We start from the raw sequence: 26,789 nt of genomic DNA, 5'->3' as shown, positions 1-26,789 counted from the left end.
CATCACCACAACTCGTCAGAGATTGTCGGTTGGTGTTCGCATCCACTATGTACTTCTGAAACAACACACAATAAACAGACAACCTGTTGTGTGTGGTGGTTGTTTCATAAAGTTACGGCGGCTATAGCGGAGGGGAAACGCCCGGCCCCATTCCGAACCCGGAAGCTAAGCCCTCCAGCGCCAATGGTACTGCACCCTAATCAGTGTGGGAGAGTAGGACACCGCCGAACACAATTTCAGAAATGCCCCGCAACCCCAGGTTGCGGGGCATTTCTCATACCCCCATCAACTCTCACTCGGTGCCCTTGGGCACGACGATCATCGGTACGGACACCGCGCGCAGGATCTTGGCCGCGGTTGTTCCGAGGAACAGGGTGTTGGGCGCCGCGAGCCGGCTCGACCCCACCATCACGACGTCACCATCCTGCCAGTCCAGCGAACCGACCGCTTCTTCGATCGTCGAGCCCTGGGCCACCGCGGAACTGACCGGAAAGTCCTGTGGCAGCTGCTCTCTGGCCGCCTCGAGGCTGCGTCGTGCGTGTTCCCGAGCGGAGTCGAGTGCTCGCTCCTCGGGTTCGGTGCGCCACGGTTGCACGTCGTCGACGGCCACCAGCGAGATCAGGCGGATCGGCCGTTGGGCACGGACACCGCTGCGAAGCGCCGTCTGGAACAGCAGCTGGGTCCCGGGGCGGCTGCCGATCGCGACCGAGATCTCCCGGACCTCGTCGGCGCCGAGGTGGGCGAAGCCCGGTGGTGCCACCGCGACCGGGATCGGTGCCGAGTGCAGGATGTCGTTGACGACGGTCCCGAGCGTGTGGCGCCCGCGGATACCGCCGCCGGCACCACCGATCACCAGCATGTCCGCGGAGGTCCGTCGGGCCTGCACGATGAGACCCTCGCCGGGATTGGCGTGCTCGGCGATCGTCGTGGTGGTTTCGATGTCGTCCGGGAGTTTGGCTGCGGCCGCGTCGAGCCAGCGTCGGGCAGCGCTGTCCAGGGCTTCCGAGAGCCGTTCCACCGACACCTGTTCGTTCGGGTCGGCGCCCTCGGGCTCCGGCGGGATGACGATACACAGCTCGAGTTCGGCGTCGAAGGTGCGCGCGAGGCAGGCACCCAGGGCGACCGCGTCGTCGCCTCCCGAGGTGGCGATGTAGGCGACGAGCAACTTCATCGGTACTCCCAGCGTCGGTGTCTCGATTCCCCGTCGCCAGCCTAGTCATCTCCGACGGGACGTCGGGGGACACGCTTAGATGGAGGCATGCGATCCCTGGTCGACGGATACCTCAGCCACATCATGGACGAATGCCACTCGGATCGGTCCGGGCACGTCGCCGATTACATCCCGGAACTCGCCGCCGTGGACCCCGAGGGGTACGGACTGTCGCTGTGCGTGCACGACGGCCACACCTACTCGCACGGTGATTCCGCGACGGCCTTCACGATCCAGTCGGTGTCGAAACCCCTCACGTACGCGATGATCCTGAAGAAGCACGGCGCCGCGGCGGTCGATGCGAAGATCGGCGTGGAACCCTCCGGCGAGGCGTTCAACGAGATCAGTGTCGACGACCGTCGGCGGCCGAAGAACCCGATGATCAACGCCGGGGCCATCTTCGCCGCGTCGATGCTCCTCCCGCCGACGCGGGACGTCGACGCGGCGGCTGTGGACGCGGCCTTCCGCGAGGTGCTCGAGTTCTACTCGGGATGCGCCGGCCGGCATCTCGTCATGGACGAGGAGGTGTACGCGTCGGAGGCCGCGACCGGCTCGCGCAACCGGGCCATCGCCTACATGCTCGACAGCTTCGGCGCCCTGGAGACCAGTCCCGATGCCGCCCTTGATCTGTACTACCGGCAGTGTTCGATCCGGGTGACGACCGATGACCTCGCCGGGATCGGCGCCACGATCGCGAACGGCGGCATGAATCCCCGTACGGGCCGGACGGTGTTCTCCAACGAGACCGCGCAGCGGTTGCTGAGCGTGATGACCACGTGCGGGATGTACGACGGCGCGGGGGACTGGGTCACCTCCGTTGGCCTGCCGGCCAAGAGCGGTGTCGGAGGCGGCATTCTTGCGGTTCTCCCGGGACAGCTCGGGATCGGGGTGTATTCGCCGCGACTCGACGAGCACGGCAACAGCGTCCGCGGGGTGGAGGTGTGCCGGCACCTGTCCACGGATCTGGGACTGCACATGTTCAACGTGACCCGAGAGAGCCGGGTGACGATCCGTTCGGTGTACGACCTTGCCGATACGCCCGTCAGCGCCGAGTGGGGCGAGCAGGAGCGCAGCTATCTGCGGACCTGCCGCGACAAGATCCGGGTGTACGAACTGCAGGGTGACCTGACGTTCGCGGGCGCCGAGAGCGTACAGCGACGGCTCGAGGCCGACATCGACGCCTACACCGTGGTCATCGTCGAGATCTCGCGGATCGGCGTGATCGACGCCGTCGCCCGCACCATGGTGCTGAGCATCAAACGGCTGCTGGACGACAGCGGCCGCCGCGCCGCGCTCGTCGACCCGGACGGCGTCGTCCGGGCCAGTGTCGATCGTCACCGCGACGATGCCGCGGTCCCCGATCTCGGTGCGCCACCGGAACTTCGGGGCTTCGAACCGTCGCTTCCCCACGTGCACTCGACGATGGACGATGCGGTCATCGACGCCGAGACATTTCTGCTGAAGCACTACTACGACGAGTGAGCGGGTCGCGCCGCCGGGTTCCGGCACACACCACTAGGGTGGGGGCGTGCGTCTCGTCATCGCGGAATGTCAGGTCGATTACGTCGGGCGGCTGACCGCTCATCTGCCCATGGCTCGACGGTTGCTGCTGATCAAGTCGGACGGATCGGTCAGCGTGCACGCCGACGACCGCGCCTACAAGCCGCTGAACTGGATGAGTCCGCCGTGCTGGCTCACCGAGGCGCAGGTTCCCGCCGGCATGGAGGCGCAGGCCTACTGGGTCGTCACCAACAAGGCCGGCGAAGAACTCCGGATCACGATCGCCTCGATCGAGCACGACTCGCAGCACGAGCTCGGCGTCGATCCCGGTCTCGTCAAGGACGGCGTCGAGGCGCATCTGCAGGAACTGCTCGCCGAGCACGTCGAGACGCTGGGCCCGGGTCACACCCTCATCCGCCGCGAGTACATGACCGCGATCGGGCCGGTGGATCTGCTGTGCCGGGACGCGTCGGGCGCCACGGTGGCGGTCGAGATCAAGCGGCGCGGTGAGATCGACGGCGTCGAGCAGCTGACGCGGTACCTCGAGTTGCTCAATCGCGACACCACGCTCGCCCCGGTGGCCGGGGTCTTCGCCGCCCAGCAGATCAAGCCGCAGGCCCGGACGCTCGCCGAGGACCGCGGAATCCGGTGTGTGGTCCTGGATTACGACGAGTTGCGCGGCGCGGAGAGTACGGAGTTCCGGCTCTTCTAGACCCCGCGCCGGGTCAGGCGTTGGAGCGTGCCTCCGGCGACCGCGCCTCGGGTGACAGTTTGCGGTTGAGGAGCTCGAGGTCGTCGGAGTCGGACAGTACGGAGTACTCGGAGTCGTCGGGCTGGGCAAGCAGCTCCGGGAGTTCGGCCAGCTTCTCGCGGAGAACACCGAGATTCGCGGCGATGTCCTGTCGGGTGCGATCGGCGGCCTGGGCGAGTTCGCGTGACCGGTCGAGTCGCTCCGTCGCGATGTCGAGTGCGGTCTGCCGGATGTGTGCCGCCTCGTCCAGTGCGCGCTCGCGCTGATCGGCCAGTTCGGCATCGTGGCGTTCCCGCTCGGCCCGGCGCTCGGCGGCGCTGACCGCCTCCAGCTCGGCGACGTCGGCTCTGGCCTTCTCCACGAGGCGACGGGCCTCGTCCTTGGCGGCCTGCATCGTCTTGGTGTGTTCGGCCTCCATCGCGGCGGAACGCTCGGCGATCAGGCGTGCGGACTCCGACTCGTTGGCGGCCGCGGTCTCCTTGACCTGCCGTGCGCGGGCGGCGGCCTCGTCGACGAGCTTCTTCGCGGCTGTGCGGGCCTCACCCCGGACGCGCTCGGCGTCGGTCGCCGCGGACGACCGCATGTCGGCGGCCTCCTGACGGGCGATGGACAGCGTCTCGGCCGCCTCGGCCGAGGCCTCGGCGCGCATCTCCGACGCCTCGTCGGACGCGAGCTGCAACATCCGGGACAGGCGCTCGCTCATGCCCTGCGCGGTCGTCGGCGGGACCGAGAGCTTGTCGACCTCGCGACGGAGTTCGGCGATCTCGTCGCGGGCGTCCTCGAGATGCGCGGCGAGCTCGTGTGCGTTGGCGGTGGCCGCGTCGCGATCCGCGGCGAGGACGCGCAGATCGGCGTCGAGCCGCTGGAGGTGGTCGGCGACCTGCTCACGGTCATAACCGCGCATCACGATCGCGAAGGGCAATTGCCGTGCGGGACCTGGCATGGCGGCCAGTGTATCGGAGAGCGCGCGGTATCTCCTCGGCGTCGGCGACGCCGTGCGCAGAGGTGCCGAGCCGGCCGGTCCGCGGAAGGGACCGGCCGGCTCGGCACGCTGAGTCGGTCAGCGGTGCAACGGTTTTCGGCCGTCGCGGCGGATCAGTGCGCGGTGGCGGCGGGCTCCACGAGTTCGAGCAGGACGCCGCCGGCGTCCTTGGGGTGGACGAAGTTGATCCGCGAGTCCGCGGTGCCCCGCTTGGCGGCCGGGTAGAGGACCCGGACGCCGGCTTCGGTGAGCCGGGCCGTGACCGCGTCGACGTCGGTGACCCGCACGGCGAGCTGCTGGAGGCCCGGGCCGTTGCGGTCGATGAACTTGGCGATGGTCGACGACTCGTCGAGCGGCGCGAGCAACTGGATCACCGCGCCGGTGCCGCCGGCCGGTCCGACCATGGCCTCCTCGACACCCTGCTCGGCGTTGGTCTCCTGGTGCAGGGTCTCGAACCCGAGGTGCGTGGCGTACCACTCCTTGGCGGCGTCGAGATCGGGGACGGCGATGCCCACGTGATCGATGGCGACGATCAGGTCGGAGATGAGTGCCGTGGTGCTGGGGTCCGTTGCAGAGGAAGACATGGGACAACGGTAGCGTTGAGATGTTGAGCGCACAGAGCGGGCGCTCGGTTGGCCCCCTTTTCTCGACACCCCGGAGGTTTTCTTCATGACTTCGACTGCCGACACGACAACGGTCATCGTCGCCGGTGCACGCACGCCTTTCGGCCGCCTGCTGGGCTCGCTGAAGGACTTCAGCGGGGTGGACCTCGGTGCCGTCGCCATCAAGGGCGCATTGGAGCGGTCCGGCGTGCCCGCCTCGGAGGTCCAGTACGTGATCATGGGCCAGGTGCTGACCGCGGGGGCCGGTCAGATGCCTGCTCGTCAGGCTGCGATCAAGGCCGGCATCGGCTGGGACGTCCCGACCCTGACCATCAACAAGATGTGCCTGTCGGGCATCGACGCGATCGCGCTTGCCGATCAGCTCATCCGGGCCGGGGAGTTCGACGTCGTCGTCGCCGGTGGCCAGGAGTCGATGACCCAGGCACCGCACCTCCTGCCCAACAGCCGCGGTGGCTTCAAGTACGGCAACACCGAACTCGTCGACCACATGGCCTTCGACGGGCTGTTCGACGCCTTCACCGATCAGCCGATGGGGGCGCTGACCGAGCAGGGCAACGACGCCGACGGCTTCACCCGTGAGCAGCAGGACGAGTTCGCCGCGCGCAGCCACCGGCTCGCCGCCGCCGCGTGGAAGAACGGCGTCTTCGACGACGAGGTCGTCCCGGTATCCATCCCGCAGCGCAAGGGCGACCCGATCGAGTTCGCCGAGGACGAGGGCATCCGGGCCAACACGACCACCGAGTCGCTGTCGGGCCTGCGTCCGGCCTTCCGCAAGGACGGCACGATCACCGCGGGCAACTCGTCGCAGATCTCTGACGGAGCGGCGGCCGTCGTGGTCATGAGCAAGGCCAAGGCCGAGGAGCTCGGGGTGTCCTGGCTGGCGGAGATCGGCGCCCACGGTGTCGTCGCCGGACCGGACTCGAGCCTGCAGGCGCAGCCGGCGAACGCGATCGTCAAGGCCTGTGATCGCGAGGGCATCGCACCCGCGGATCTCGACCTCATCGAGATCAACGAGGCCTTCGCCGCAGTGGGCCTGTCCTCCACGCAGCAGCTCGGCATCGACCCCGAGATCGTCAACGTCAACGGTGGCGCGATCGCCGTCGGACACCCGATCGGCACCTCCGGTGCACGGATCGCGCTGCATGTGGCGCTCGAGCTGAAGCGACGCGGCGGTGGCGTCGGCGCGGCTGCGCTCTGCGGTGCCGGCGGCCAGGGCGATGCCCTGATCATCCGGGTTCCCAAGGCGTGAGGAACGAGACCTCTACGACATCTTGTAGTAGTTTGCTGTCCGATTCGGCACAATGAGGGCCATGCTGTCATTCTTCGACCTGACCACACCCGCCAAGCGCTTCCGGTTCGTCGCCGTCGCCGAGGCGATCACCTGGGCGATCCTGCTGGTCGCCATGGTCGTCAAGCGGGTCAACGACGACGACGAGGCGATCGCCAAGCCGGGAATGATCCACGGGATCGTCTTCGTGCTCTTCGTGGTCGTGGCCCTCGTCACGGCAGTCCAGCTCAAGTGGAACGCCGTGAAGTGGGAGCTGCCGGTCGGGTCGCGCCGGATCGGGATCCCGATCGTGACCCTGCTCGCGCTGGTGTCGAGCCTGCCGCCGTTCGGCACGATCGTGTTCGAATGGTGGGCGCGCCGTAACGGTCATCTCGCCGAGCTGTCCACCGACCGCGCACCCAGGCAGGCCACGGCCTGACCGCCCCGACCCCGTCATCGATCGCCCCGACGCTTCGCCGTTCGCGCCGAAGCGTCGGGGCGATCTTTGCGCTCAACGGATTCCTCGCGGCGATGTGGGTGGCGCACATCCCGGTCATCAGCGCGCGCACCGAGGTCGACCATGACCAGCTCGGCGGCCTGCTCCTCCTGCTCGGTGCCTCGGCGTTCGTGGGCATGCAGGTCTGCGGACGTCTGATCGACCGTCGGGGTTCTCGCCCGGTGACCATCGGGGCCGCTCTGTTGTTGTCGGCGGTGATCATCACGCCGGTGCTCGCCGTCGACGCGCTGACCCTCGCCGCCGCGCTCGTCGCCTTCGGCTTCGCCAACGGTTGCCTGGACGTGTCGATGAATGCGCAGGCAGTCGTGGTCGAACGTGCCTACCGTCGTCCGATCATGTCGTCGTTCCACGGCTTCTTCTCCGCGGGCAGCCTGGTGGGTTCCGGGGTGGTGGCAGCGACGCTGTGGGCCGACGTCGGGGTGATCCTCACGGTGGCCTGTGCGGCAATGACCGGGGTCGGCGTCGTCGCGTGGAGCGCTCGCGGACTGGCCGGCCGCGAGGTCGGCACCGATGCGAGCGCTCGCGGAGTGGACGTCGCGGACACCGCGTCCACGAAGTGGTGGCGCACCGTGGACCGGCGCCGCCTGGTGCTGCTGGCAGTGGTCGCCTTCGCGCTGATGCTGGCCGAGGGCACCGCCTACGACTGGAGTGCACTGCACGTGGTCGAGACGTTCGGGTCCGCCGAAGCCGTCGGCGCCATCGCCTTCGGCGCATTCAGCGCGACGATGACCGTCGCGCGGTTCGTGATCGATCCCGTGGTCGGGTCGGTGGGGCCGGTCGCGGTCGTCCGCTACGGCGGTCTGCTCGGCACCGCCGGCATCCTGATCGCCGTGCTCTCGCCGGTACCGGGGCTCGCGATCGTGGGGTGGGGCGTGTTCGGACTCGGCCTGGCGGGCCTGATCCCGCAGATCTTCACCGCGGCGGGCAATCTGTCGGGTGAGTCGAGTGGCCGGACGATCTCCGCGGTCGTCGGATGCGGGTACCTCGGCATGCTCGCCGGGCCCGCGGTCGTCGGCTTCATCAGCAGCCGGACCTCGCTGAACACCGGACTGCTCGCCGCAGTGGTGGCACTCGTCCTGGCGGTTGCACTCGCGCCCGTCGTTCGTCCCCAGGGCGCCCGGGTGCCCGCACCGCGCGGTCACCTCGGCGAGGGGGCCCGTTCGTCCGACGCCACCTGATTCCGCGCCGCGGGTCGTGACACACTGGAGGGGTGACGCGACCAACCAATCGTCAGCAGGCCGCCGCCGCGGCCCGACAGCAGGCGGCAGCAGCCATGGCCATGTCCGGCGCGGTGGATCTCGGCGGACTCAAGGAGCGCGCCGAAGCCGAACGCGCGCAGGCACAACGGGCACAGTCACAGACCGCCGCCCAGCCCGGTCAGACACCCGCTCCCGCCGGGCAGCCGCCGGTTGCCGGTGCGGGACCGGCGCCGGGAGCGGTCCTCGACGTCACCGAGGAGACGTTCGAGGCCGAGGTGCTCAACCGGTCGATGCAGCAGCTCGTGGTCATCGACCTGTGGGCGGAATGGTGCGGTCCGTGTAAGCAGCTGTCGCCGGTCCTGGAACGTCTGGCCGGCGAGTCGGGCGGGCGCTGGGTACTCGCCAAGGTCGACGTCGATGCGAATCCGCGTATCGCCCAGGCGTTCCGGGTGCAGTCGATCCCCATGGTCGTCGCGATCGTGCAGGGGCAACCGGTGACCGCCTTCAACGGTGTGCGCTCCGAAGCCGAGATCACCCAGTGGATCGACGACATCTTCGCCCAGGTCGGCGATGTCCTGCCGGGCGTGCCGGACGGTCCCGCACCCGAACCCGAGCCCGAGGACCCGAGGTTGCTCGCGGCCGAGGCGAAGCTGAACGACGGCGACTTCGACGGCGCCCTCGCGGACTACCGGGCCATCGCCGAGGCCGAACCGGAGAATCTCGAAGCGGCATCCGCCGCGCGGAATCTCGAGTTCATCCTGCGCGCGCAGGCGCACGATCCCGCGATCGTGGAGACGGCGTCCCCGCGTGACGTCGACGCGCAACTGGCGGCCGCGGATGTCCTGCTGCTGTCGCAGCAACCCGAAGCCGCTTTCGATCGCATCATCGACGTCGTCCGGGTGACCGCGGGCGAGGAGCGCACCCGTGCGCGCACGCGACTGCTCGAGCTGTTCGAACTGTTCGATCCCGCCGAGCAGTTCGTCGTGAGCGCCCGTCGCAAGCTCGCCAGCGCGCTCTACTGACGGACGGGCTGAGGCCATCTGCCGCGGAACTAGTCCCGTGGCACCAGCCAGATCGCCGAGTTGGCGGGCAGCATGACCCGAGCCGACACGGGACGTCCGTGATACGACGGCCCGTCCGCCGTGACCGACCCCATGTTGCCGCGTCCGGCGCCGCTGTAGGCGTCGCCATCGGTGTTGAGGATCTCGTCCCAGACGCCCGCCGACGGCAGCCCGACCTGATAGTCGGCGCGGTCGGAACCACTGAGGTTGAACAGGCAGGCGACAACCGAGCCGTCGGTGCCGTACCGCAGGAAGCTGATCACGTTGTTGGCGGTGTCGTTGGCGTCGATCCATTCGTAGCCGAGCGGGTCGATGTCCTGGGTGTACAGCGCGGGGTGCGAGCGGTAGATCCGGTTCAGATCGGTGACGAGAGCCGAGATACCGGAATGCAGTTCGCCCTCCCAGCCCTCCAGCTGATGCCAGTCCAGGCTCCGATTGTCGGCCCACTCGCCGGTCTGCCCGAACTCCTGTCCCATGAACAGCAATTGTTTGCCCGGGTGCGACCACATGTAGGCCAGGTACACGCGCACACCCGCGGCCTTGGCGAACGAGTCGCCCGGCATCCGCGTCCACAGCGTGCCCTTGCCGTGCACCACCTCGTCGTGGGAGAGGGGAAGCACGAAGTTCTCGCTCCACGCGTACACCAGCGAGAAGGTGATCTCGTGGTGGTGGAAGCTGCGGTGGATCTGATCGCGTGACAGATAGTCGAGGGTGTCGTGCATCCAGCCCATGTTCCATTTGAAGCTGAAGCCCAGCCCGCCGAGGTCGGTCATGCGGGTCACGCCCGGCCAGGCGGTCGACTCCTCGGCGACCGTGATCACGCCCGGAAAGTGCTTGTGGACGGTCGCATTGGTCTCCTGGAGGAACTGCACCGCCTCCAGGTTCTCGCGGCCGCCGTGGACGTTGGGGCGCCACTGCCCGGCGGGGCGCGAGTAGTCCAAGTACAGCATCGAGGCGACGGCGTCGACGCGTAGACCGTCGATGTGGAATTCGCTGAACCAGAACAGCGCGTTCGCGACGAGGAAGTTGCGCACCTCGTGCCGGCCGAAGTCGAAGACGTAGGTGCCCCAGTCGAGCTGCTCGCCGCGCATCGGATCGGCGTGCTCGTACAGCGGGGTGCCGTCGAAACGGGCCAGCGCCCAGTCGTCCTTGGGGAAGTGGGCCGGCACCCAGTCGACGATGACGGCGATGTCCCGCGAGTGGAGATGGTCGACGAGATAGCGGAAGTCGTCGGGCGTCCCGAAGCGTGCCGTCGGGGCGTAGTAGGACGTGACCTGATAACCCCACGAGCCGCCGAACGGATGCTCGGCGACGGGTAGGAACTCGACGTGGGTGAACCCCTTCTCGACGGCGTACTCGGCCAGTTCGTGCGCGAGTTCGCGATAACCGAGGCCCTGACGCCACGACGCGAGGTGGACCTCGTAGACGCTCATCGGCTCGCGCTCGGGTGCCGATCGCTCCCGGCGAGCGATCCAGGCGTCGTCGGACCACACGTGCTCGGAGACGGTCACCCGTGACGCCGTCGCCGGCGGGGTGCTGGTGCGGAAGGCCATGGGATCGGCCTTGTCGCGGATGACGCCGTCGGCGCCGTGGACGCGGAACTTGTAGTGGGTGCCGTCGCCGACGTCGGGGACGAAGACCTCCCACACGCCGCTGACCCCGACCTTGCGCATGGGCGCGACCCGTCCGGTCCAGTCGTCGAAGTCGCCGATCACGGTGACGCCGTGGGCATTCGGTGCCCACACGGAGAAGGCGGTGCCCGCCACCTCGCCGTCGGTGGTCGTGTACGACGTCACGCGAGCGCCGAGAGCGTTCCACAGTGACTCGTGGCGCCCCTCGCTGAACAGGTGGATGTCGACCTCGCCGAGGCTCGGCAGGAAACGATAACCGTCGGCGACGACGAATTCTGCGGTGTCGCCGGCGGAGTCGGGGTAGACGACGCGATACCGGTAGTCCATCAGGTCGGCCATCGGAACGGTGACCACCCAGAGGTCGTCGGTCTGGCGGGTCATCGGGTGATCGACCCCGCCGATGACCGCGGAGACCGAGATCGCGTTCGGGCGCAATGTACGCAGGATGGTGGTGCCGCCCGGCGCATCGTGGGCACCGAGGAACGCGTGCGGGTCGGGGTGGGTCTGCGCGGCCAGCCGGCGGAGGTCGTGGTCGGTCGCGTTCGGGTCCGGCAGTTCCGGCGGATCAGGTCGATCGGTCACGAATACCTCACTGGATCCGAAGGGCGAGTTGTTGTGCGACAGCGGGGTCGAGGGGCGGCAGGGCGAGGATGTGCGCCACCGCCCGCCACGGCTCGAGGCGGACGTAGTTGTCCTGGCCCCACCAGTACTCCTCGCCGGAGACCTCGTCGCGGACGGAGAAGTGGTCGTACCACTCGAAACCGAGCTTCGGCAGGTCGAGCCAGACCGTGGAGGCCTCCGCGCCGAACGGGTTCAGGTTGATGATCACGACGACGCGGTCGCCCGAAACCGGATCGATCTTCGAGTAGGCGATGAGCGACGGGTTGTCGACGTGGTGGAAGTGGATGTTGCGCAGTTGCTGCAGCGCCGGGTGGCGTCGGCGAATCTCGTTGAGCGAGGTGATCCACGGTTCGAGCGACTCGCCGCGACTCGCGGCCGCCTTGTAGTCCCGGGGTCGGAGCTCGTACTTCTCCGAGTTGAGGTACTCCTCGCTGCCCTCGGTGACGGCGACGTGCTCGTAGAGTTCGTAGCCGCTGTACACGCCCCACGTCGGGGCGAGGGTGGCCGCCAGGGCAGCGCGCAGGGCGAACATGCCCGGTCCGCCGTGCTGCAGGCTCGCGTGCAGGATGTCGGGGGTGTTGACGAACAGATTCGGACGGGCCTCGTCGGCGTGGTCGGCGATCTCCCGGCCGAACTGTTCCAGCTCCCACTTCAGCGTCTTCCAGGTGAAGTAGGTGTAGCTCTGGGTGAAGCCGAGGCGTGCGAGGCCGTAGAGCCGCGCCGGCCGGGTGAACGACTCGGACAGGAACAGGACGTCCGGGTGCCGCTTCTTGACCTCGCTGATGAGCCATTCCCAGAAGTTCGGCGGTTTGGTGTGGGGGTTGTCGACGCGGAAGATGTCGACGCCGAGCCCGACCCAGTGCAGGACGACCTTCAGCACCGCGCGGTAGATGCCGTTGCGGTCGTTGTCGAAGTTCAGCGGGTAGATGTCCTGGTACTTCTTCGGCGGGTTCTCCGCGAAGGCGATGGTGCCGTCGGGCTGGGTGGTGAACCACTCCGGGTGTTCGATCGCCCACGGATGATCCGGCGCGCACTGCAGAGCCAGATCGAGCGCGACCTCCAGGCCCAGTTCCCGGGCCCGGCCGACGAAGTATTCGAAGTCCTCTTCGCTGCCGAGGAGGGGATGGATCGCGTCGTGACCACCGTCCGCGGACCCGATGGCCCATGGCGAACCGACGTCGTCGGGGCCCGCGACGAGGGTGTTGTTGGGACCCTTGCGGTTGACCTCGCCGATCGGGTGGATCGGCGGCAGATAGACGACGTCGAACCCCATGTCGGCCACGCGGGGCAGGTCCTGGGCGGCGGTGAGGAACGTGCCGTGGACGGGCTTGCCCTCGCCGTCCCAGCCGCCGGTGGAACGCGGGAAGAGCTCGTACCACGAGCCGAACAGGGCCCGGGTGCGGTCCACCCATACCCGGTAGGTGCGGCTCTTGGTGACGAGTTCGCGCACGGGGTGCGCGGTCAGGAGTTCGACCACCTCGTCGGAGATCGCCAGACCCACCCGGTTCTCGACGCGGCGGCGGCGCGCCCGGAGCTGACGGGCGGCGTCGAGCAGCAGTTCGCGGTCCTCGCCGGAGACGAGTCCGGCGGCGGTGTCGAGCACTCGCGCGCCGGTCTCGATGTCGTTGGCGAGGTCGGCGGCGCCCTGTCCGGCGTCGAGCTTCTTGATGACGGCCGATCGCCAGGTGGCGTAGGGGTCGCTCCAGGCCTCGATGCGGTACGACCAGAATCCGACGGCGTCGGGCACGAAGGCCCCGTTGAAGGTGTCCGGCTCGGGGGCCGGGATCATCCGGACGTCGAACGCCTCGCGGCGGGGCGCCTCGACGTGCAGCGTGACGCCCAGGGCGTCGTGTCCCTCGCGCCAGGCCGTGGTGCTGACCGGAAAATACTCTCCCACAACGGCTTTGGCGGGCTGCTGACCCGCTGACACAAGGGGTGCGATGTCGTCGATACCCATGCGCCCGATCACGTGGAGCCTCCTGTCATCAGCTCCCGTGACTGGCCGGGGTGCGCTGTCGGTCTCGCCTTCGTTGGTATCACCGGTTCCCAACCTAGTGCCCCGCGGACGGGATTGTCTTCTCATGGTCCGCGCGCCGTGTCGGTCCTCCCCGGGGCGCTCGGGGTCGGTCGAGGTCAGCCCACCGAACGCGCGGGATCGGTCAGCCGGGCCAGCGCCGACCGGACCACCGCGGGATCGGTGGTGCGCCACATCGGGGGCAACGACGCGAGCAGATAACCGCCGTATCCGGCCGTCGCCAGCCGCGAGTCGAGGACGGCGACGACACCGCGGTCGTCGACCGAACGCAGCAGCCGGCCGGCGCCTTGGGCGAGGAGCAGGGCGGCGTGGTTGGCCGCCACCGACAGGAAGCCGTTGCCCCCGCGGGCGTCGACGGCGCGCTGACGGGCTGTCAGCAACGGGTCGTCGGGACGTGGGAAGGGGATGCGGTCGATCAGGACCAGGCTCAGCGACGGGCCGGGGACGTCGACCCCCTGCCACAGGGACAGCGTGCCGAACAGGCAGGTCGCGGGATCGTCGGCGAACCTCCGGACCAGGGTCGAGGTGGTGTCGTCGCCCTGACACAGCACCGGGTGGTCGGTGCGGTCACGGATCGCGTCGGCGGCCTCGCGGGCCGCGCGCATCGAGGAGAACAGGCCGAGGGTGCGACCCCCGGCGGAGTTCACGAGTTCGGCGATCTCGTCCATCGTCCGCGACGAGATGCCCGATCGGTCGGGCCGGGGGAGGTGGCGCGCGACGTAGAGGATCGCCGACCGCGGATAGTCGAACGGCGAGCCGGCGTCGAGTCCGGTCCAGCGTGCCGAACCCGAGTCCGAGGGGACCGCCTTCCCGCTCGCGGTGACGTCGGAGACGTTCGCCTCGTCCGTCACCGGACGATCGGTCCCGCGCCCGGACGCGGGGAGTCCCCAGGTCGCGGCGAGGGCGTCGAAGGAGCCGCCGATGGTGAGGGTGGCCGATGTGAGGATGACCGTGGCGTCGGCGAACAGCGAGGCCCGTAGGAGCCCACCGACCGACAGCGGCGCGATGTGCAGGATCGGCCGCGGTTCGGCCCCGCGGCGCGAGGCGTCCAGCGACGCCCACACGACGTCGCGTCGTTTGGCCTCGTCGGGCTCGTCGAACGCTCCCAGAACCCGCACGACGGTGTCGTGCATGTCCTCGAGGGAGGTCAGCGCGGCCGATCGTGCGGCGGCCGCACCGTCGTCGGCGCCGGCCATCCGTACGGGACCGATGGCGGTGCGTGCCTGCCAGAGTCGGTCCCGGAGCATGACCAGCACCGCGGTGGCGTCGGACGGCAGACCGGTCCACTGGCGCATCGGCGCGGAGTCGAGCAGTTCGCCCAGCTGTTCACCGGCGCCGAGCAGGGCGTCGGCGGTCTCCTCGTCGACGAGTTTTCCGCACCGGCGGGCGACGAGCGCCACCGTAGCGGCTGACAGCTCGTCGGTGGCCACCGAGGTCATCCGGTCGACGAGTTCGTGGGCCTCGTCGATGATGACGACGTCGTGTTCGGGCAGGACGTTCGCCGGGCTCGTCGCGTTGATGGCCAGCAGTGCGTGGTTGGTGACCACGACGTCGACCTTCCCGGACCGTCGGCGCGACTGCTCGGCGAAGCAGTCCTCGCCGTAGGAGCAGTTGGCCGCGCCCAGACACTCCCGGGCGGTGACGCTGACCTGACGCCACGACCGGTCGGACACGCCGGGGACCAGGTCGTCGCGGTCACCGGTCTCGGTGTCGCTGCTCCACTCCCGCAGGCGCGTCACCTCCCGGCCGGTCCGCGACAGCTCGAACGGGTCGAAGAGCTCGGTGTCCGGCTCCTCCGCGGTGCCGGAGTGGATCTTGTTCAGGCACAGGTAGTTTCCGCGCCCCTTGAGGATCGCGAAGGTGGGCTCACGGCCGATCGGCTTCTTCAGAGCCTTGGCCAGGCGGGGGAGATCGCGCTCGATGAGCTGTCGCTGCAATGCGATCGTCGCGGTGGACACCACGACGGTGCGGCCGCTCTCGACGGCGTGGCGGATGGCCGGCACGAGGTAGGCCAGCGACTTGCCGGTGCCGGTGCCGGCCTGGACGGCCAGGTGCTCACCGGTGTCGATGGCGTGCGCGACCGCGGAGGCCATGGCGACCTGCCCGTCGCGTCGACGACCGCCGAGGGCGGTGACCGCAGCGTCGAGCAGGTCGGTCACCGGGGGTGTGTTGGGCATGAGGTGGGTTCCGGTTGTCCTTGCTGTGGTCGCGGTGAGTTCGCGGACGGGTACGGCGTGTTGTTTCAGACGTATCGCGGTGCCGGTCGGTTCCCTCGGTCGACGTCGGGATCGAGAACGCGAATCGGCCGCCCGGTCATCCGGTCCGGCACGACCCGTCGTAGAGCAGATCGCCCACCAGTTCCACGCCTGCCTCCCGCAGCGCCGACAGCGCCTTCGAGGTCGTCTCCGGCGCGACGCCGGCGGTGAAGTTCAGCAGAACTCGCGTGCGGAAACCGGCCTCCACCGCGTCGAGTGCGGTCGCCCGCACGCAGTGGTCGGTGGCGATGCCGACGATGTCGACCGATGTCACCTTCCGTTCGTGCAGCCACGCGGCGAGGGTGGAGCCGTCCTCCGCCGCGCCCTCGAAGCCGGAGTACGCGGCGCTGTACTCGCCCTTGGAGAAGATCTCATGCGCTGCGCCGGCGTCGAACTCGCGATGGAACGCCACCCCGTCGGTGCCGACCCGGCAGTGGGGCGGCCAGGTGTCGACGTAATCGGGTTCGTCCGAGAAGTGTGCCCCGGGGTCGATGTGATAGTCGCGGGTGGCGACGACGGTCCGGTACTCGTCGAGGATCGACGTGACCGCCCGTGCGACCGCGGCGCCGCCGTTGACCCCGAGGGCGCCGCCCTCGCAGAAGTCGTTCTGCACGTCGACGACGATCAGCGCGTCGGCGGGACGGGTGCCGTCGCTGCGTTCGGCGCTCATCCATTTCTCCTGTCGTCGGGGGACATCGATTCTGGGCGTCGGGACCCGGTTCAGCCGAGTTCGTAGCGGGTCGGCACCGCGGGATCTCCATGGGACAGGCCCAGACCCTCCCACGGCAAACTGACGAGGCCGGCCGCGAGGTGTGCGCGGGCATCGGCGAGCGTCGGCAGCGACCCGACCGGCGTCCCGCCGCGGACGAGCGGGATCTGCAGGTCCCGGATACCGAGTCCGTCCGGTGCGGGGCGGGTTCCATCGGCGCGGTAGACGATCTCTTCGACGATCGTGCCACTCGACCGGGCTGCGCGGACGGCCGACTTGGCCCCGCCGCGTGATTCCTTGTGGCTCGCCCGTTTGGCCACCGGCAGACCGTCGACCTCGACGAGCTTGTAGACCATCCCCGCCGTCGGAGCCCCGCTCCCGGTGACCAGCGAGGTCCCGACCCCGTAGGTGTCGACCGGCTCGGCGCGGAGCGAGGCGATCGCGTATTCGTCGAGATCGCCGGAGACCACGATCTTCGTGTCCGTCGCGCCGAGATCGTCGAGCTGGGCACGTACCTGCCGGGCCAGCACACCCAGGTCGCCGGAGTCGATGCGCACGGCACCGAGTCCGGGGCCGGCCACCTCGATGGCGTTGCGCACGCCCTGGGTGATGTCGTAGGTGTCGACGAGCAGGGTGGTGCCGACGCCGAGGGCCTCGATCTGTGCGGCGAACGCGGCCTTCTCATCCGGGCCGTCGGGTCCGGTGAAGCCGAGGGTGAACGCGTGGGCGGCGGTGCCGGCGCTGGGCACGCCGAAGCGGCGAGCCGCCTCCAGATTCGAGGTGGCGGCGACGCCCGCGATGTAGGCGGCACGGGCACTGGCCACGGCCGCGCGCTCATGGGTGCGCCGCGATCCCATCTCGATGATCGGCCGCGACCCGGCGGCGCTGACCATGCGCGCCGCGGCCGAGGCGATCGCACTGTCGTGGTTGAGGATCGACAGGATCAGGGTTTCGAGCAGGACGGCCTCGGCGAACGTCGCGCGGACGGTGAGGATCGGTGACCCGGGGAAGTAGAGCTCGCCCTCGCGATAGCCGTCGATGTCACCGGAGAACCGATAGTCCCGCAGCCAGGCCACCGTGTCGGGATCGAGGAATCGTTCGACGACGGCGATCTCCTCGTCGCCGAACCGGAACGACGCGAGCTCGTCGAGCACGCGGCCGGTGCCGGCCACGACGCCGTAGCGCCTGCCGTCCGGGAGGCGCCGTGCGAAGACCTCGAATACGCACTGGCGGTGCGCAACCGGGTGGCGAAGCGCTGCCGCGACCATCGTCAGTTCGTACTGATCGGTCAGCAGCGCGGTGTTGTCGATGCTCACAATCGCTTACCCTGTCCCTATGGCGCCTGACGAAACTCGTGCGCACGAGGCTACCCCCGGCGGTACGGCGGTTGCCGAACCAGAGGTCGCCGACGGCGCGGCGGGACTCGACAAGCCCTGGATGACGATCGTGTGGGACGACCCGGTCAATCTGATGCGGTACGTGACCTTCGTCTTCCAGAAGATCTTCGGCTATTCGGAGTCCCGGGCGAATGAACTGATGATGCAGGTCCACACCGAGGGCCGGGCCGTGGTGTCCTCCGGTGACCGGGACAAGGTCGAGGCCGATGTCGCGAAGCTGCACGCCGCCGGTCTGTGGGCCACCATGCAGCGGGATTCGTGACCACCCGTACGGTCCGGGCACACTGAACGCGTGCGCACCTGGAAACGCAAAGGGCGCGGCGAGACGATGCGGATCGCATCGCAGCTCGACGCGCACGAAGCCGAACTGCTCGCGTCGATGGTCACCTCGATGTGCGAACTGCTCACCGAACGGGCCGATTCCGCACCTCACGACGACCTCGCCGCGCTCACCGGCATCAGCGTCGGTCACTCGGAGGCGCCCGACGACGTCACCCTGGGCCGGCTCCTCCCGGACTTCCACCGACCCGACCAGGACGACGAGCTGTCCGCCGAGGTCGTCAACGGGAAACTGAACTCGGCGTTGCGCAGCGTGCACGAGCCGCAGATCATCGACGCCAAGCTCGGCGCGGCGCGGGTGCTGCTCGACACCCTCCCGGCGGGTGGCGGGGACCTCGTCCTCACGCCCGAGGAGGCCGCGGCCTGGCTCACCGCGCTCAACGACGTCCGGCTCGCGCTCGGCGCGATGCTCGGCATCTCCGAGGACACGCCCGACCAGCTGCCACCGGACCACCCGCACGCGGCGCATCTCGACGTCTACCACTGGCTCACGGTGATGCAGGATCTGCTCGTCGAAGCGCTGATGTGAACTAACGTCTCGGAGAGGTCCGTTGGGGGTCTGTGTCCGATCGACGTCAGGAGTTCCGTGAGCACATCCGGTCGACCGGCCCGCGCCGGCAACCGCATCACCGACATCATCGGCATCGCTGTCGGGCACGCGCATCGCGTCGACGACGATGCGCGGGTGGCCGGGTCGTCCGGCGTCCCCGACGGCCATGGATGGGCCACCGGGACCACGGTCGTGCGGGTGTCGGCGTCGGGCGCGATCGCCGCGGTGGATGTCCGCGGCGGCGGCCCCGGTACCCGCGAGACCGACCTGCTCGACCCGTCGAACACGGTGCAGACCGCGCACGCGATCGTGCTCAGCGGGGGTAGTGCCTACGGGCTGGCCGCCGCCGACGGTGTCATGCGTGCGCTCGAGGCCGACGGCGTGGGCCTGCCACTCGACGATCGGGGACATGTGGTGCCGATCGTCCCCGCCGCGGTGATCTTCGACCTGCCGGTCGGCGCGTGGGACCGCAGGCCCGATGCCGACTTCGGAGCGGATGCGGTTCGGTCGGCGCACACCGAGTTCGCCGTCGGGTGCGTCGGCGCGGGTGTCGGCGCCCGGGCGGGCGCGCTCAAGGGCGGGGTCGGGACGGCCTCGGTGAGGATCGACGCCGGCCCCGCGGCCGGGATCACCGTCGGCGCCCTCATGGTCGCGAATCCGGTCGGTGCGGTCATCGACCCGCAGACCGGATTGCCGTGGGATCTGGGCGAAACCGAGCTCGCCGGTCTCGGTCTGCGCCGGCCGTCGGACGCCGATCTCGACCGCCTCGCCGATCTCGCCGCGAAACACACCGTGCTCAACACGACCATCGGTGTCGTGGCGACCGACGCCGTCCTCGATGCGCCGATGACCAAGCGACTGGCGATGGCCGGACACGACGGTCTCGGGCGCGCGATCCGGCCGGCGCACTCGCCGCTGGACGGGGACACGGTATTCGGCATCGCCACCGGCGCGGTCCGGCCGGCGACGCCTGTTCCGACGCCCGCGGGCATGCACCCCGATGTCGCGGTGGTCGCCGAGGTGTGCCGGGTCGCGGCCGACGTCGTCCAGCGGGCGATCGTCGACGCGGTCCTCGCGGCGGAACCGATCGCGTCGATCCCCACCTACGCGCAGGCGGCGCCGTCGGCGTTCCGCTGACCGACCGCGGGCCCCGGCTTCGACGCCTCAGCCGTGCCCGCTGGTGCAGCCCCAGTAGTAGATCGAGCCGCCGCCCGCGTAGTAGAGCGCGTTCGCCTGGGCGGTGTAGAGCCGTGATCCCGTGCCGTACCCCCAATAACTCGGCGACGACGCTATCGCGCCGCAGCCGTTGACGAACTGCGCGACGACGCGGCAGTCGTCGGCCGGGCAGACCCGGGTCGCGGCGGCGGAAGCCGCAGCGTACGACCCGTAGTCGAGGGCACGGCCGACCGAACCGGTCGACGGCGACAGCGCCAGTGCGCCGTAGTAGTCGTGGTAGGCGTGCGCCGGTGCCGGGTCGGCGACCGCGGTGCCCACGAGCGCGCAGGCGGTTGCTGCCACGGATGCGGCGAGCACGGTGACACGTCGGGAAAAGCCCGGACGGGTGGATCTCACGGAAGCTCCTCGGTGTGCAGTGGTAGAGGTGGGCACGGCGTTCTACCCTCCGGCCGGTTCGCGGGTGGGCTGACCGGGAGTCGGGGGGCCGGACGGGGGCTCGGTCGGCGTCTGGATCACGTCGGGCTTCTCCACGTCGACGGTCTCGTTCCAGTCGGACAGGTCGACGGTGATCGTGGTGGTCGTGTCCGCGGGGTTCGGGGTGAAGACGAGTCGGGCGAGCTGGTTGGTCCCGGTGGTCAGCCACACGGTGGTCGGAACCGGTGCGTCCTGCGGGCCGACGACCTGACGCGCGCCGGTCAGCGCGGCGAGGGCACCCGCCGGCACGGTGCCGTTGACCTGGGCCGTCTCCACGCCGTCGATGGTCTCCGAGCCGACCCCGGTCGGGTTCTGGAATGTCCTCAGCACGTTGGCCAGGCCGTCCTCCGGGTCCAGGAACACCGAGACGTCGTAGATGGACTTCCCGTCTCCGTAGCTCAGGTATCCGTCCCCGGCGATGTCGGCGTAGAGCACTCCGCCGACGTAGACGAACGGGGCCGAGGCCTCCTGCGGGTCCTTGGTTCCGAAGACGACGGTGGCCTCACCCTTGGCGGCATCCGCCGGGGTGGTCACCAGATCCGCGGTGAGCTTCTTCGCGTTGAGGTTCGGGACCGTCCCGTCGACCACGAGGTCGAGGTGAGCGCCGGTCAGGGCCTCGGTGTTCGTGGCCGCCGCGGTGAGCTGGGCGGCCGGGTCGGCGATCACCGTGGTCGAGGCCGACGCGCTGGTCGTGGTCGGCGAACCCGTCGGGGAGGCGGAACATCCGGTCAGGACGATCGCGGCGACGACCCCCGTCGACAGTGCGGCCGCGGCCACCCGTTGGGCTCGTTGCATGAGAAGTGCCTCCTCCGTTGGGTTTTCGACACACCCCCGGTGTCGTTGGGACGCAACACTAGCGGCGTCCCGCGTCGGATCGGGGGTACGTACGGCTGCCGAATGACATCTCGTCGGATGACAGCCGATCCGGCCGTGCGGCCCGGTGCATCCACGAGGAGGGACGCCGCGGCGGAATAGGTGTCGCGGCGGCGACGTTGCACGTCGGCGAGATCCGCCACAATGGGGACACCCGCGAGGTGATGGTCGTAACCGGCCTCGGGGTGTGCACACGTCTGGACAGGAGAACGGGACACCGATGCTCACGATCGGGCAGAAGCTGGTCGACGCCATGGTCGCGCACGCGCGCGCCGACCATCCCGACGAGGCGTGTGGGGTGATCGCCGGGCCCGAGGGCTCCGACGATCCGCAGCGCTTCATCGCCATGGTCAACGCCGAGCGATCGCCGACGTTCTACCGCTTCGACTCGGCCGAACAGCTCGCCGTCTGGCGCGAGATGGACCGCCGCGACGAGGAGCCGGTGGTCATCTACCACTCGCACACCGCCACCGAGGCGTATCCGAGCCGTACCGACATCTCCTATGCCGGTGAGCCCGGCGCCCACTACGTGCTGGTGTCCACGCGCGACCCGGAGACCACCGAGATCCGTAGCTATCGCATCGTCGACGGCGCGGTCACCGAAGAAGAGATCGAGATCAGGAGCTGAGAATGTCTGTCACCGTGTCCATCCCGACGATCCTGCGTACCCACACAGGCGGCGAGAAGCGCGTCGAGGGGTCGGGTTCGACGCTGGCCGCGCTGATCGACGACCTCGATTCGGGCAACGCCGGTCTGAAAGAACGTCTCGTCGCTCCCGACGAGAGCGGCACCGCGAAGCTGCACCGCTTCGTCAACATCTACGTGAACGACGAGGACGTGCGCTTCTCCGGCGGCCTCGACACCCCGATCGACGACGGCGACGAGGTGACCATCCTGCCCGCGGTCGCCGGCGGCTGAGCGTGACACGCTATGACTCCCTGATCGACTCGGTCGGCAACACCCCGCTCATCGGTCTGCAGCGACTGTCGCCGCGCTGGAACGACTCCGACGAGGGTCCGCACGTGCGCCTCTGGGCCAAGCTCGAGGACCGCAACCCCACCGGGTCGATCAAAGACCGTCCCGCCCTGCGCATGATCGAGCAGGCCGAACGGGACGGGTTGCTACAGGCGGGGTCGACCATTCTCGAGCCGACCAGCGGCAACACCGGAATCTCGCTCGCCATGGCGGCGAAACTCAAAGGCTACGAGTTGATCTGCGTGATGCCGGAGAACACCTCGGCGGAACGACGTTCCCTGCTGCGGATGTTCGGGGCCCAGGTCATCTCGTCGCCCGCGGCGGGCGGGTCCAACACCGCGGTCGCCGTGGCCAAGGAACTCGCCGCGGCGAACCCCGACTGGGTGATGCTGTACCAGTACGGCAACGCGGCGAACGTCGCGGCGCACTACGAGGGCACCGGACCCGAGTTGTTCGCGGATCTGCCCGAGATCACCCACTTCGTGGCCGGTCTCGGGACGACCGGCACGCTGATGGGCGTCGGGCGATTCCTCCGCGAACGCGATCCCGACATCGAGATCGTCGCCGCCGAACCGCGGTACGGCGACGAGGTCTACGGTCTGCGCAACATCGACGAGGGCTTCATCCCCGAGCTCTACGACGACTCGGTGCTGACCCGGCGCTTCTCGGTGACCGGTGTCGACGCGGTCGCGCGAGTGCGGGAACTGATCGACCTCGAAGGCATCTTCGCGGGGATCTCCACCGGCGCGATCCTGCAGGCGGCCCGCGGCATCGGCCGGCGGGCGCTGAAGGCCGGTACTCGCGCCGACATCGGGTTCGTCGTCCCCGACGCGGGATGGAAGTATCTGTCGACCGGCGCGTACGAAGGTAGTCTCGACGACGCGGAGCAGGCGCTCGAAGGCCAGCTCTGGGCATGACCCCGCTACCGAGGAACTCCTAGGCCATGAGCTCGTACACCCCGCCGGTCGGACAGCAGCAGCCCGCGCGGCGAGCCCGCCCGCTGTGGCTGCGTTCGGCGATCATCACGGCCGGCATCGTCGCCGTGCTCGTCGTCATCGAGGCGATCGACGCGGCGACGCGCTACGACCTCGACCAGAACGGCATCGAGCCACGGCAGGTCGACGGACTGGACGGCATCCTGTGGGCGCCGCTGCTGCACGGCGACTGGCAGCACCTGTTCGCCAATCTGATGCCCGGCGCGGTGCTGTGTTTCCTCGTGCTCATGACGCAGCGGTTCCTGATCGTCACCGGCATCATCTGGGTCGTGTCGGGCCTCGGTGTCTGGTTGTTCGCAGCGCCGTACTCGGTGACCGTCGGCGCGTCGGGCATCGTGTTCGGCTGGCTCACGTTCCTCGTCGTCCGCGGTCTGTTCAACCGCGATCTGTGGCAGATCCTCGGCGGCCTCGTGCTGTTCCTGGTGTACGGATCGATCCTCTGGGGCGTCCTGCCCTCGGATCCGTTGATCTCGTGGCAGGCCCACCTGTTCGGCGCGATCGCCGGTGTGTTCGCGGCGTGGGCACTGGCGGCTCGCGATCGACGTAGGCCGGCCGCCACCACCCCGGGGGTGGCGCCATAATCGCGGCGGGCGGCCAGGACGCACCCATCGGGATCTTCGATTCGGGCGTCGGGGGGCTGACGGTGGCGCGCGCCATCATCGATCTGCTGCCGGATGAGGACATCGTCTACATCGGCGACACGGCCAACGGACCGTATGGACCACTGACCATCCCGGAGATCCGCCGGCACGCCCTCGCGATCGGGGACGACCTCGCCGACCGAGGGGTGAAGGCCATCGTCATCGCCTGCAACACCGCGTCGGCCGCCTGCCTGCGCGACGCTCGCGAGCGGTACGCGCCGATCCCGGTCATCGAGGTCGTGCTGCCCGCGGTGCGTCGTGCGGTGGTCGCCACCAAGACCGGCCGGATCGGCGTCCTCGGCACCGAGGCCACGATCTCGTCACGGGCGTACCAGGATTCGTTCGCGGCGGCACGCGACGCGGTGATCACGGCCGTGCCGTGTCCGCGGTTCGTCGACTTCGTCGAACGCGGGATCACCAGCGGCCGGCAGATCCTCGGACTCGCCCAGGGGTACCTCGAGCCGCTGCAGCAGGCCGGGGTGGACACCGTGGTTCTCGGCTGCACGCACTATCCGTTGCTCTCGGGGGTCATCCAGCTCGCGATGGGCGACGAGGTGACCCTGGTGTCGAGCGCGGAGGAGACCGCGAAGGACCTCTTCCGGGTCCTCACCGAGGCCGACCTGCTCCACCCGCACACCGGCCGCGACGCCACCCGCGTCTTCCAGGCGACGGGGGATCCGGACCTCTTCGCGAAGCTCTCGAACCGTTTCCTCGGTCCGGTCATCGGAGCCGTGCAGCACGTGTGAGGAGTCCACCGCGCTTCGCCGCGCAGTTGTGACCCGTATGCCGACGCCCGGGCGCGGAATCGTGGCACAGTGGGGCCTATGCGTCTCACGGTCCTCGGGTGCTCGGGCAGTGTGGGCGGGCCGGGGGCCGCGTGCTCCGGTTATCTGCTCTCCGTTCCCGGCGAACAACCGGTCCTGGTGGACTGCGGCCCGGGAGTCTTCGGTGAGCTGCAGCGTGTTGCCGATCCCAGCAACGTCGCCGTCGTCCTCAGTCACCTCCACGCCGACCACTGTCTCGATCTCCCCGCGATGCTCGTCTGGCGGCGGTACGCTCCCGAGCCGGCCAGGCAACGGGCACCGCTGTACGGCCCGCACGGAACCGCGCTGCGGATCGGCTACGGGTCCTCGGAATTCCCCGGACAGCTCGACGACATCACCGACACCTTCGACGTCCACGAATGGAGTGACGATCAGGAGATCACGCTGGGCGGGATGCGGATTCGGGCGATGAACGTCAACCACCCGCCCGACACCTTCGGCCTGCGGATCACCGGCCCCGAGGGGCAGGTCATCGCCTACAGCGGGGACACGGCGCCGTGCGACGAACTGATCGATCTCGCGGCCGACGCGGACCTGTTCCTGTGCGAGGCGTCGTGGACACACGCACCGTCGGAACGCCCGCCGGATCTGCACATGTCGGGGATCGAGGCGGGGGAGGCCGCGACCAAGGCCAACGTCCGCACGCTCGCGATCACCCACGTCGCGCCGTGGTCGGACTCGCAGGAGATCCTCGCCGAGGCCCGCAGTACGTTCTCCGGTCCGACCGAGCTCGTCAGCCAGGGACAGGTCTTCGACCTCACCTAGATGTCGTGCCCGCGCCGGTCGTTACAGTGAGACCCGTGACCACACGAGCTGACGGCAGAGCCGACGACGAACTCCGTCCCATCACGTTCACCCGCGGTTTCACCAGCCACCCGGCGGGTTCGGTCCTGGTGGAATTCGGCAAGACCCGGGTGATGTGCACCGCGAGTGTCACCGATGGGGTGCCGCCCTGGCGCCGTGGTTCCGGGCTCGGGTGGCTGACCGCGGAGTACGCGATGCTGCCGGCCGCCACCCACGATCGGTCGTCGCGTGAGTCGGTCAAGGGGCGGGTCGGTGGGCGCACCCACGAGATCAGCCGGTTGATCGGTCGCTCACTGCGCGCATGTATCGATCTCGGCGCGCTGGGAGAGAACACCATCGCCCTCGACTGCGACGTCCTGCAGGCCGACGGTGGTACCCGCACCGCGGCCATCACCGGCGCCTATGTCGCGCTGGCGGACGCGGTCACCTACCTGCGCGCCGCGGGCAAACTGTCCGACCCGCAACCTCTTTCGTGCGCGATCGCCGCGGTGAGCGTCGGTGTCGTCGACGGCCGCGTCCGACTCGACCTGCCCTACGAGGAGGATTCGCGGGCCGAGGTGGACATGAACGTCGTGGCCACCGACGCCGGCACCCTCGTCGAGGTGCAGGGCACCGGCGAGGGAGCGACCTTCCCGCGTTCGACCCTCGATGCGCTGCTCGACGTGGCCGCCGTCGGTACGGAGAAGCTGTTCGAGGCTCAGCGGGCGGTGCTCGCCGAACCGTACCCGGGCGAACTCCCCGGTCGGGCCTGATGTCCTCGGTGCTGCTGGCGAGCCGTAACCGCAAGAAGCTCGCCGAGCTCCAGCGTGTCGTCGACGCCGCGGGTATCACCGGGGTCGAGGTCGTCGGCCTCGACGCCGTGCCCGACTACCCGGAGGAACCCGAGACCGGGGCCACCTTCGAGGACAACGCACTCATCAAAGCCCGGGCAGGCGCGAAGGCCATCGGAATTCCTTGTCTCGCCGACGATTCCGGAATTGCGGTCGATGCTCTGAACGGAATGCCGGGCGTGCTGTCGGCGCGTTGGTCGGGCCGGCACGGCGACGACCCGGCCAACAACTCGCTGCTGCTGGCCCAGTTGTCGGACACCCCGGACGAGCGCCGTGGCGCGGCATTCGTGTCGGCGTGCGCCCTCGTGCTCCCGGACGGGACCGAGACGGTGGTGCGCGGTGAGTGGCGTGGACGGGTCCTGCGGGAAGAACGCGGGCCGCACGGATTCGGCTACGACCCGTTGTTCGCCCCCGAGGACGAGATCGCCGCCGGACGGTCCGCGGCGGAATTGTCGCCGGAGGAGAAGGACGGGCTCAGTCACCGCGGAAAAGCGTTGGCGCAGCTGGTGCCGGCGCTGCGAGCGCTCGCGGGCTGATGCCCTTCGCGCTG

At 69.2% G+C, this 26,789-nt stretch carries 27 protein-coding genes and 1 rRNA gene; 18 read left to right on the top strand and 10 right to left on the bottom strand.

The window, feature by feature from the left end; all coding sequences use genetic code 11:
* Positions 1 to 113: 113 nt before the first annotated feature.
* Positions 114 to 230: ribosomal RNA gene (gene rrf, locus CA982_RS14505) — 5S ribosomal RNA — on the top strand.
* 62 nt (positions 231 to 292) lie between these two features.
* On the opposite strand, the gene CA982_RS14500 is transcribed toward rrf, so the two are convergent.
* On the bottom strand, positions 293 to 1,171 hold the full coding sequence (locus CA982_RS14500) for a universal stress protein (RefSeq protein WP_086536001.1): 879 nt from the start codon (positions 1,169 to 1,171) through the stop codon (positions 293 to 295).
* A gap of 87 nt (positions 1,172 to 1,258) precedes the next feature.
* Here CA982_RS14500 and glsA point away from each other — a divergent pair, with 87 nt between their 5' ends.
* The gene (gene glsA / locus CA982_RS14495) at positions 1,259 to 2,692 is read left to right on the top strand and encodes a glutaminase A (RefSeq protein ID WP_086536000.1); all 1,434 of its coding nucleotides are present in this window, start codon (positions 1,259 to 1,261) and stop codon (positions 2,690 to 2,692) included.
* Positions 2,693 to 2,738: 46 nt separating this feature from the next.
* On the top strand, positions 2,739 to 3,422 hold the full coding sequence (nucS, locus tag CA982_RS14490; protein ID WP_086535999.1) for an endonuclease NucS: 684 nt from the start codon (positions 2,739 to 2,741) through the stop codon (positions 3,420 to 3,422).
* A gap of 13 nt (positions 3,423 to 3,435) precedes the next feature.
* On the opposite strand, the gene CA982_RS14485 is transcribed toward nucS, so the two are convergent.
* A complete protein-coding gene (locus CA982_RS14485; RefSeq protein WP_086535998.1) occupies positions 3,436 to 4,404 on the bottom strand; it encodes a coiled-coil domain-containing protein in 969 nt (322 codons plus the stop codon).
* A 152-nt stretch (positions 4,405 to 4,556) separates the two neighbouring features.
* The gene (gene mce, locus CA982_RS14480) at positions 4,557 to 5,027 is read right to left on the bottom strand and encodes a methylmalonyl-CoA epimerase (RefSeq protein WP_010841717.1); all 471 of its coding nucleotides are present in this window, start codon (positions 5,025 to 5,027) and stop codon (positions 4,557 to 4,559) included.
* Positions 5,028 to 5,112: 85 nt separating this feature from the next.
* Here mce and CA982_RS14475 point away from each other — a divergent pair, with 85 nt between their 5' ends.
* The 4 genes from CA982_RS14475 (at position 5,113) to CA982_RS14460 (ending at position 9,071) form a co-directional block, all read left to right on the top strand.
* Positions 5,113 to 6,315, top strand: a complete 1,203-nt coding sequence (locus tag CA982_RS14475; RefSeq protein ID WP_086535997.1) for an acetyl-CoA C-acetyltransferase — start codon at positions 5,113 to 5,115, stop codon at positions 6,313 to 6,315.
* 61 nt (positions 6,316 to 6,376) lie between these two features.
* The gene (locus CA982_RS14470; RefSeq protein ID WP_086535996.1) at positions 6,377 to 6,772 is read left to right on the top strand and encodes a DUF3817 domain-containing protein; all 396 of its coding nucleotides are present in this window, start codon (positions 6,377 to 6,379) and stop codon (positions 6,770 to 6,772) included.
* Positions 6,773 to 6,864: 92 nt separating this feature from the next.
* On the top strand, positions 6,865 to 8,028 hold the full coding sequence (locus CA982_RS14465) for an MFS transporter (protein WP_208617951.1): 1,164 nt from the start codon (positions 6,865 to 6,867) through the stop codon (positions 8,026 to 8,028).
* A gap of 95 nt (positions 8,029 to 8,123) precedes the next feature.
* Complete coding sequence (locus CA982_RS14460; RefSeq protein WP_086535994.1) at positions 8,124 to 9,071, top strand: tetratricopeptide repeat protein; 948 nt, start codon at positions 8,124 to 8,126, stop codon at positions 9,069 to 9,071.
* 29 nt (positions 9,072 to 9,100) lie between these two features.
* Here the strand turns inward: CA982_RS14460 and glgB are convergent, their stop codons facing one another.
* The 5 genes from glgB to CA982_RS14435 form a co-directional block, all read right to left on the bottom strand.
* A complete protein-coding gene (gene glgB, locus CA982_RS14455) occupies positions 9,101 to 11,323 on the bottom strand; it encodes a 1,4-alpha-glucan branching protein GlgB (protein ID WP_086535993.1) in 2,223 nt (740 codons plus the stop codon).
* 7 nt (positions 11,324 to 11,330) lie between these two features.
* Positions 11,331 to 13,331: a maltotransferase domain-containing protein gene (locus CA982_RS14450; protein ID WP_086535992.1), complete on the bottom strand. Its 2,001-nt coding sequence runs from the start codon at positions 13,329 to 13,331 to the stop codon at positions 11,331 to 11,333.
* A gap of 164 nt (positions 13,332 to 13,495) precedes the next feature.
* On the bottom strand, positions 13,496 to 15,574 hold the full coding sequence (locus tag CA982_RS14445) for an ATP-dependent DNA helicase (RefSeq protein ID WP_086535991.1): 2,079 nt from the start codon (positions 15,572 to 15,574) through the stop codon (positions 13,496 to 13,498).
* 136 nt (positions 15,575 to 15,710) lie between these two features.
* Positions 15,711 to 16,322, bottom strand: coding sequence for an isochorismatase family protein (locus tag CA982_RS14440; RefSeq protein WP_086535990.1), 612 nt, complete (start codon positions 16,320 to 16,322; stop codon positions 15,711 to 15,713).
* 50 nt (positions 16,323 to 16,372) lie between these two features.
* The gene (locus CA982_RS14435; RefSeq protein WP_086535989.1) at positions 16,373 to 17,677 is read right to left on the bottom strand and encodes a nicotinate phosphoribosyltransferase; all 1,305 of its coding nucleotides are present in this window, start codon (positions 17,675 to 17,677) and stop codon (positions 16,373 to 16,375) included.
* Positions 17,678 to 17,696: 19 nt separating this feature from the next.
* On the opposite strand from CA982_RS14435, the gene clpS reads away from it, so the two are divergent.
* The 3 genes from clpS to CA982_RS14420 are packed head-to-tail and all read left to right on the top strand — an operon-like array spanning position 17,697 to position 19,784.
* A complete protein-coding gene (clpS, locus tag CA982_RS14430) occupies positions 17,697 to 18,020 on the top strand; it encodes an ATP-dependent Clp protease adapter ClpS (protein WP_033203522.1) in 324 nt (107 codons plus the stop codon).
* A gap of 30 nt (positions 18,021 to 18,050) precedes the next feature.
* On the top strand, positions 18,051 to 18,626 hold the full coding sequence (aosR, locus tag CA982_RS14425; protein WP_086535988.1) for an oxidative stress transcriptional regulator AosR: 576 nt from the start codon (positions 18,051 to 18,053) through the stop codon (positions 18,624 to 18,626).
* Between the two features lie 57 nt (positions 18,627 to 18,683).
* Positions 18,684 to 19,784, top strand: a complete 1,101-nt coding sequence (locus CA982_RS14420) for a P1 family peptidase (RefSeq protein ID WP_086535987.1) — start codon at positions 18,684 to 18,686, stop codon at positions 19,782 to 19,784.
* Between the two features lie 27 nt (positions 19,785 to 19,811).
* Here CA982_RS14420 and CA982_RS14415 read toward each other — a convergent pair whose 3' ends face one another.
* Both CA982_RS14415 and CA982_RS14410 read right to left on the bottom strand, forming a co-directional pair.
* Positions 19,812 to 20,219 carry a DUF4189 domain-containing protein gene (locus CA982_RS14415; RefSeq protein WP_244176270.1) on the bottom strand — a complete coding sequence of 136 codons (408 nt, stop codon included), beginning with the start codon at positions 20,217 to 20,219 and terminating at the stop codon, positions 19,812 to 19,814.
* A 42-nt stretch (positions 20,220 to 20,261) separates the two neighbouring features.
* Positions 20,262 to 21,092 carry an LppX_LprAFG lipoprotein gene (locus tag CA982_RS14410; protein WP_086535985.1) on the bottom strand — a complete coding sequence of 277 codons (831 nt, stop codon included), beginning with the start codon at positions 21,090 to 21,092 and terminating at the stop codon, positions 20,262 to 20,264.
* 298 nt (positions 21,093 to 21,390) lie between these two features.
* Here CA982_RS14410 and CA982_RS14405 point away from each other — a divergent pair, with 298 nt between their 5' ends.
* The 8 genes from CA982_RS14405 to rdgB all read left to right on the top strand — a co-directional run bounded on the left by CA982_RS14405 (position 21,391) and on the right by rdgB (position 26,775).
* The gene (locus tag CA982_RS14405) at positions 21,391 to 21,798 is read left to right on the top strand and encodes a M67 family metallopeptidase (RefSeq protein ID WP_086535984.1); all 408 of its coding nucleotides are present in this window, start codon (positions 21,391 to 21,393) and stop codon (positions 21,796 to 21,798) included.
* A gap of 2 nt (positions 21,799 to 21,800) precedes the next feature.
* Positions 21,801 to 22,088 carry a MoaD/ThiS family protein gene (locus CA982_RS14400; protein ID WP_086535983.1) on the top strand — a complete coding sequence of 96 codons (288 nt, stop codon included), beginning with the start codon at positions 21,801 to 21,803 and terminating at the stop codon, positions 22,086 to 22,088.
* A gap of 2 nt (positions 22,089 to 22,090) precedes the next feature.
* On the top strand, positions 22,091 to 23,062 hold the full coding sequence (locus CA982_RS14395; protein ID WP_086535982.1) for a PLP-dependent cysteine synthase family protein: 972 nt from the start codon (positions 22,091 to 22,093) through the stop codon (positions 23,060 to 23,062).
* A gap of 26 nt (positions 23,063 to 23,088) precedes the next feature.
* On the top strand, positions 23,089 to 23,721 hold the full coding sequence (locus CA982_RS14390) for a rhomboid family intramembrane serine protease (RefSeq protein WP_086535981.1): 633 nt from the start codon (positions 23,089 to 23,091) through the stop codon (positions 23,719 to 23,721).
* Positions 23,721 to 24,527: a glutamate racemase gene (murI, locus tag CA982_RS14385; RefSeq protein ID WP_174316842.1), complete on the top strand. Its 807-nt coding sequence runs from the start codon at positions 23,721 to 23,723 to the stop codon at positions 24,525 to 24,527. The genes CA982_RS14390 and murI overlap by 1 nt, the downstream gene beginning before the upstream one ends.
* A 78-nt stretch (positions 24,528 to 24,605) precedes the next feature.
* Positions 24,606 to 25,370: a cyclic nucleotide-degrading phosphodiesterase gene (locus CA982_RS14380; RefSeq protein WP_086535980.1), complete on the top strand. Its 765-nt coding sequence runs from the start codon at positions 24,606 to 24,608 to the stop codon at positions 25,368 to 25,370.
* A 35-nt stretch (positions 25,371 to 25,405) separates the two neighbouring features.
* Complete coding sequence (gene rph, locus CA982_RS14375; RefSeq protein ID WP_004019532.1) at positions 25,406 to 26,161, top strand: ribonuclease PH; 756 nt, start codon at positions 25,406 to 25,408, stop codon at positions 26,159 to 26,161.
* On the top strand, positions 26,161 to 26,775 hold the full coding sequence (gene rdgB / locus CA982_RS14370) for an RdgB/HAM1 family non-canonical purine NTP pyrophosphatase (RefSeq protein WP_086535979.1): 615 nt from the start codon (positions 26,161 to 26,163) through the stop codon (positions 26,773 to 26,775). The genes rph and rdgB overlap by 1 nt, the downstream gene beginning before the upstream one ends.
* The last annotated feature ends 14 nt before the right edge of the window (positions 26,776 to 26,789 follow it).

Source organism: Gordonia lacunae (assembly GCF_002149015.1).
GTDB lineage: Bacteria > Actinomycetota > Actinomycetes > Mycobacteriales > Mycobacteriaceae > Gordonia > Gordonia lacunae.
This window is presented reverse-complemented; position numbering and strand designations above follow the sequence as displayed.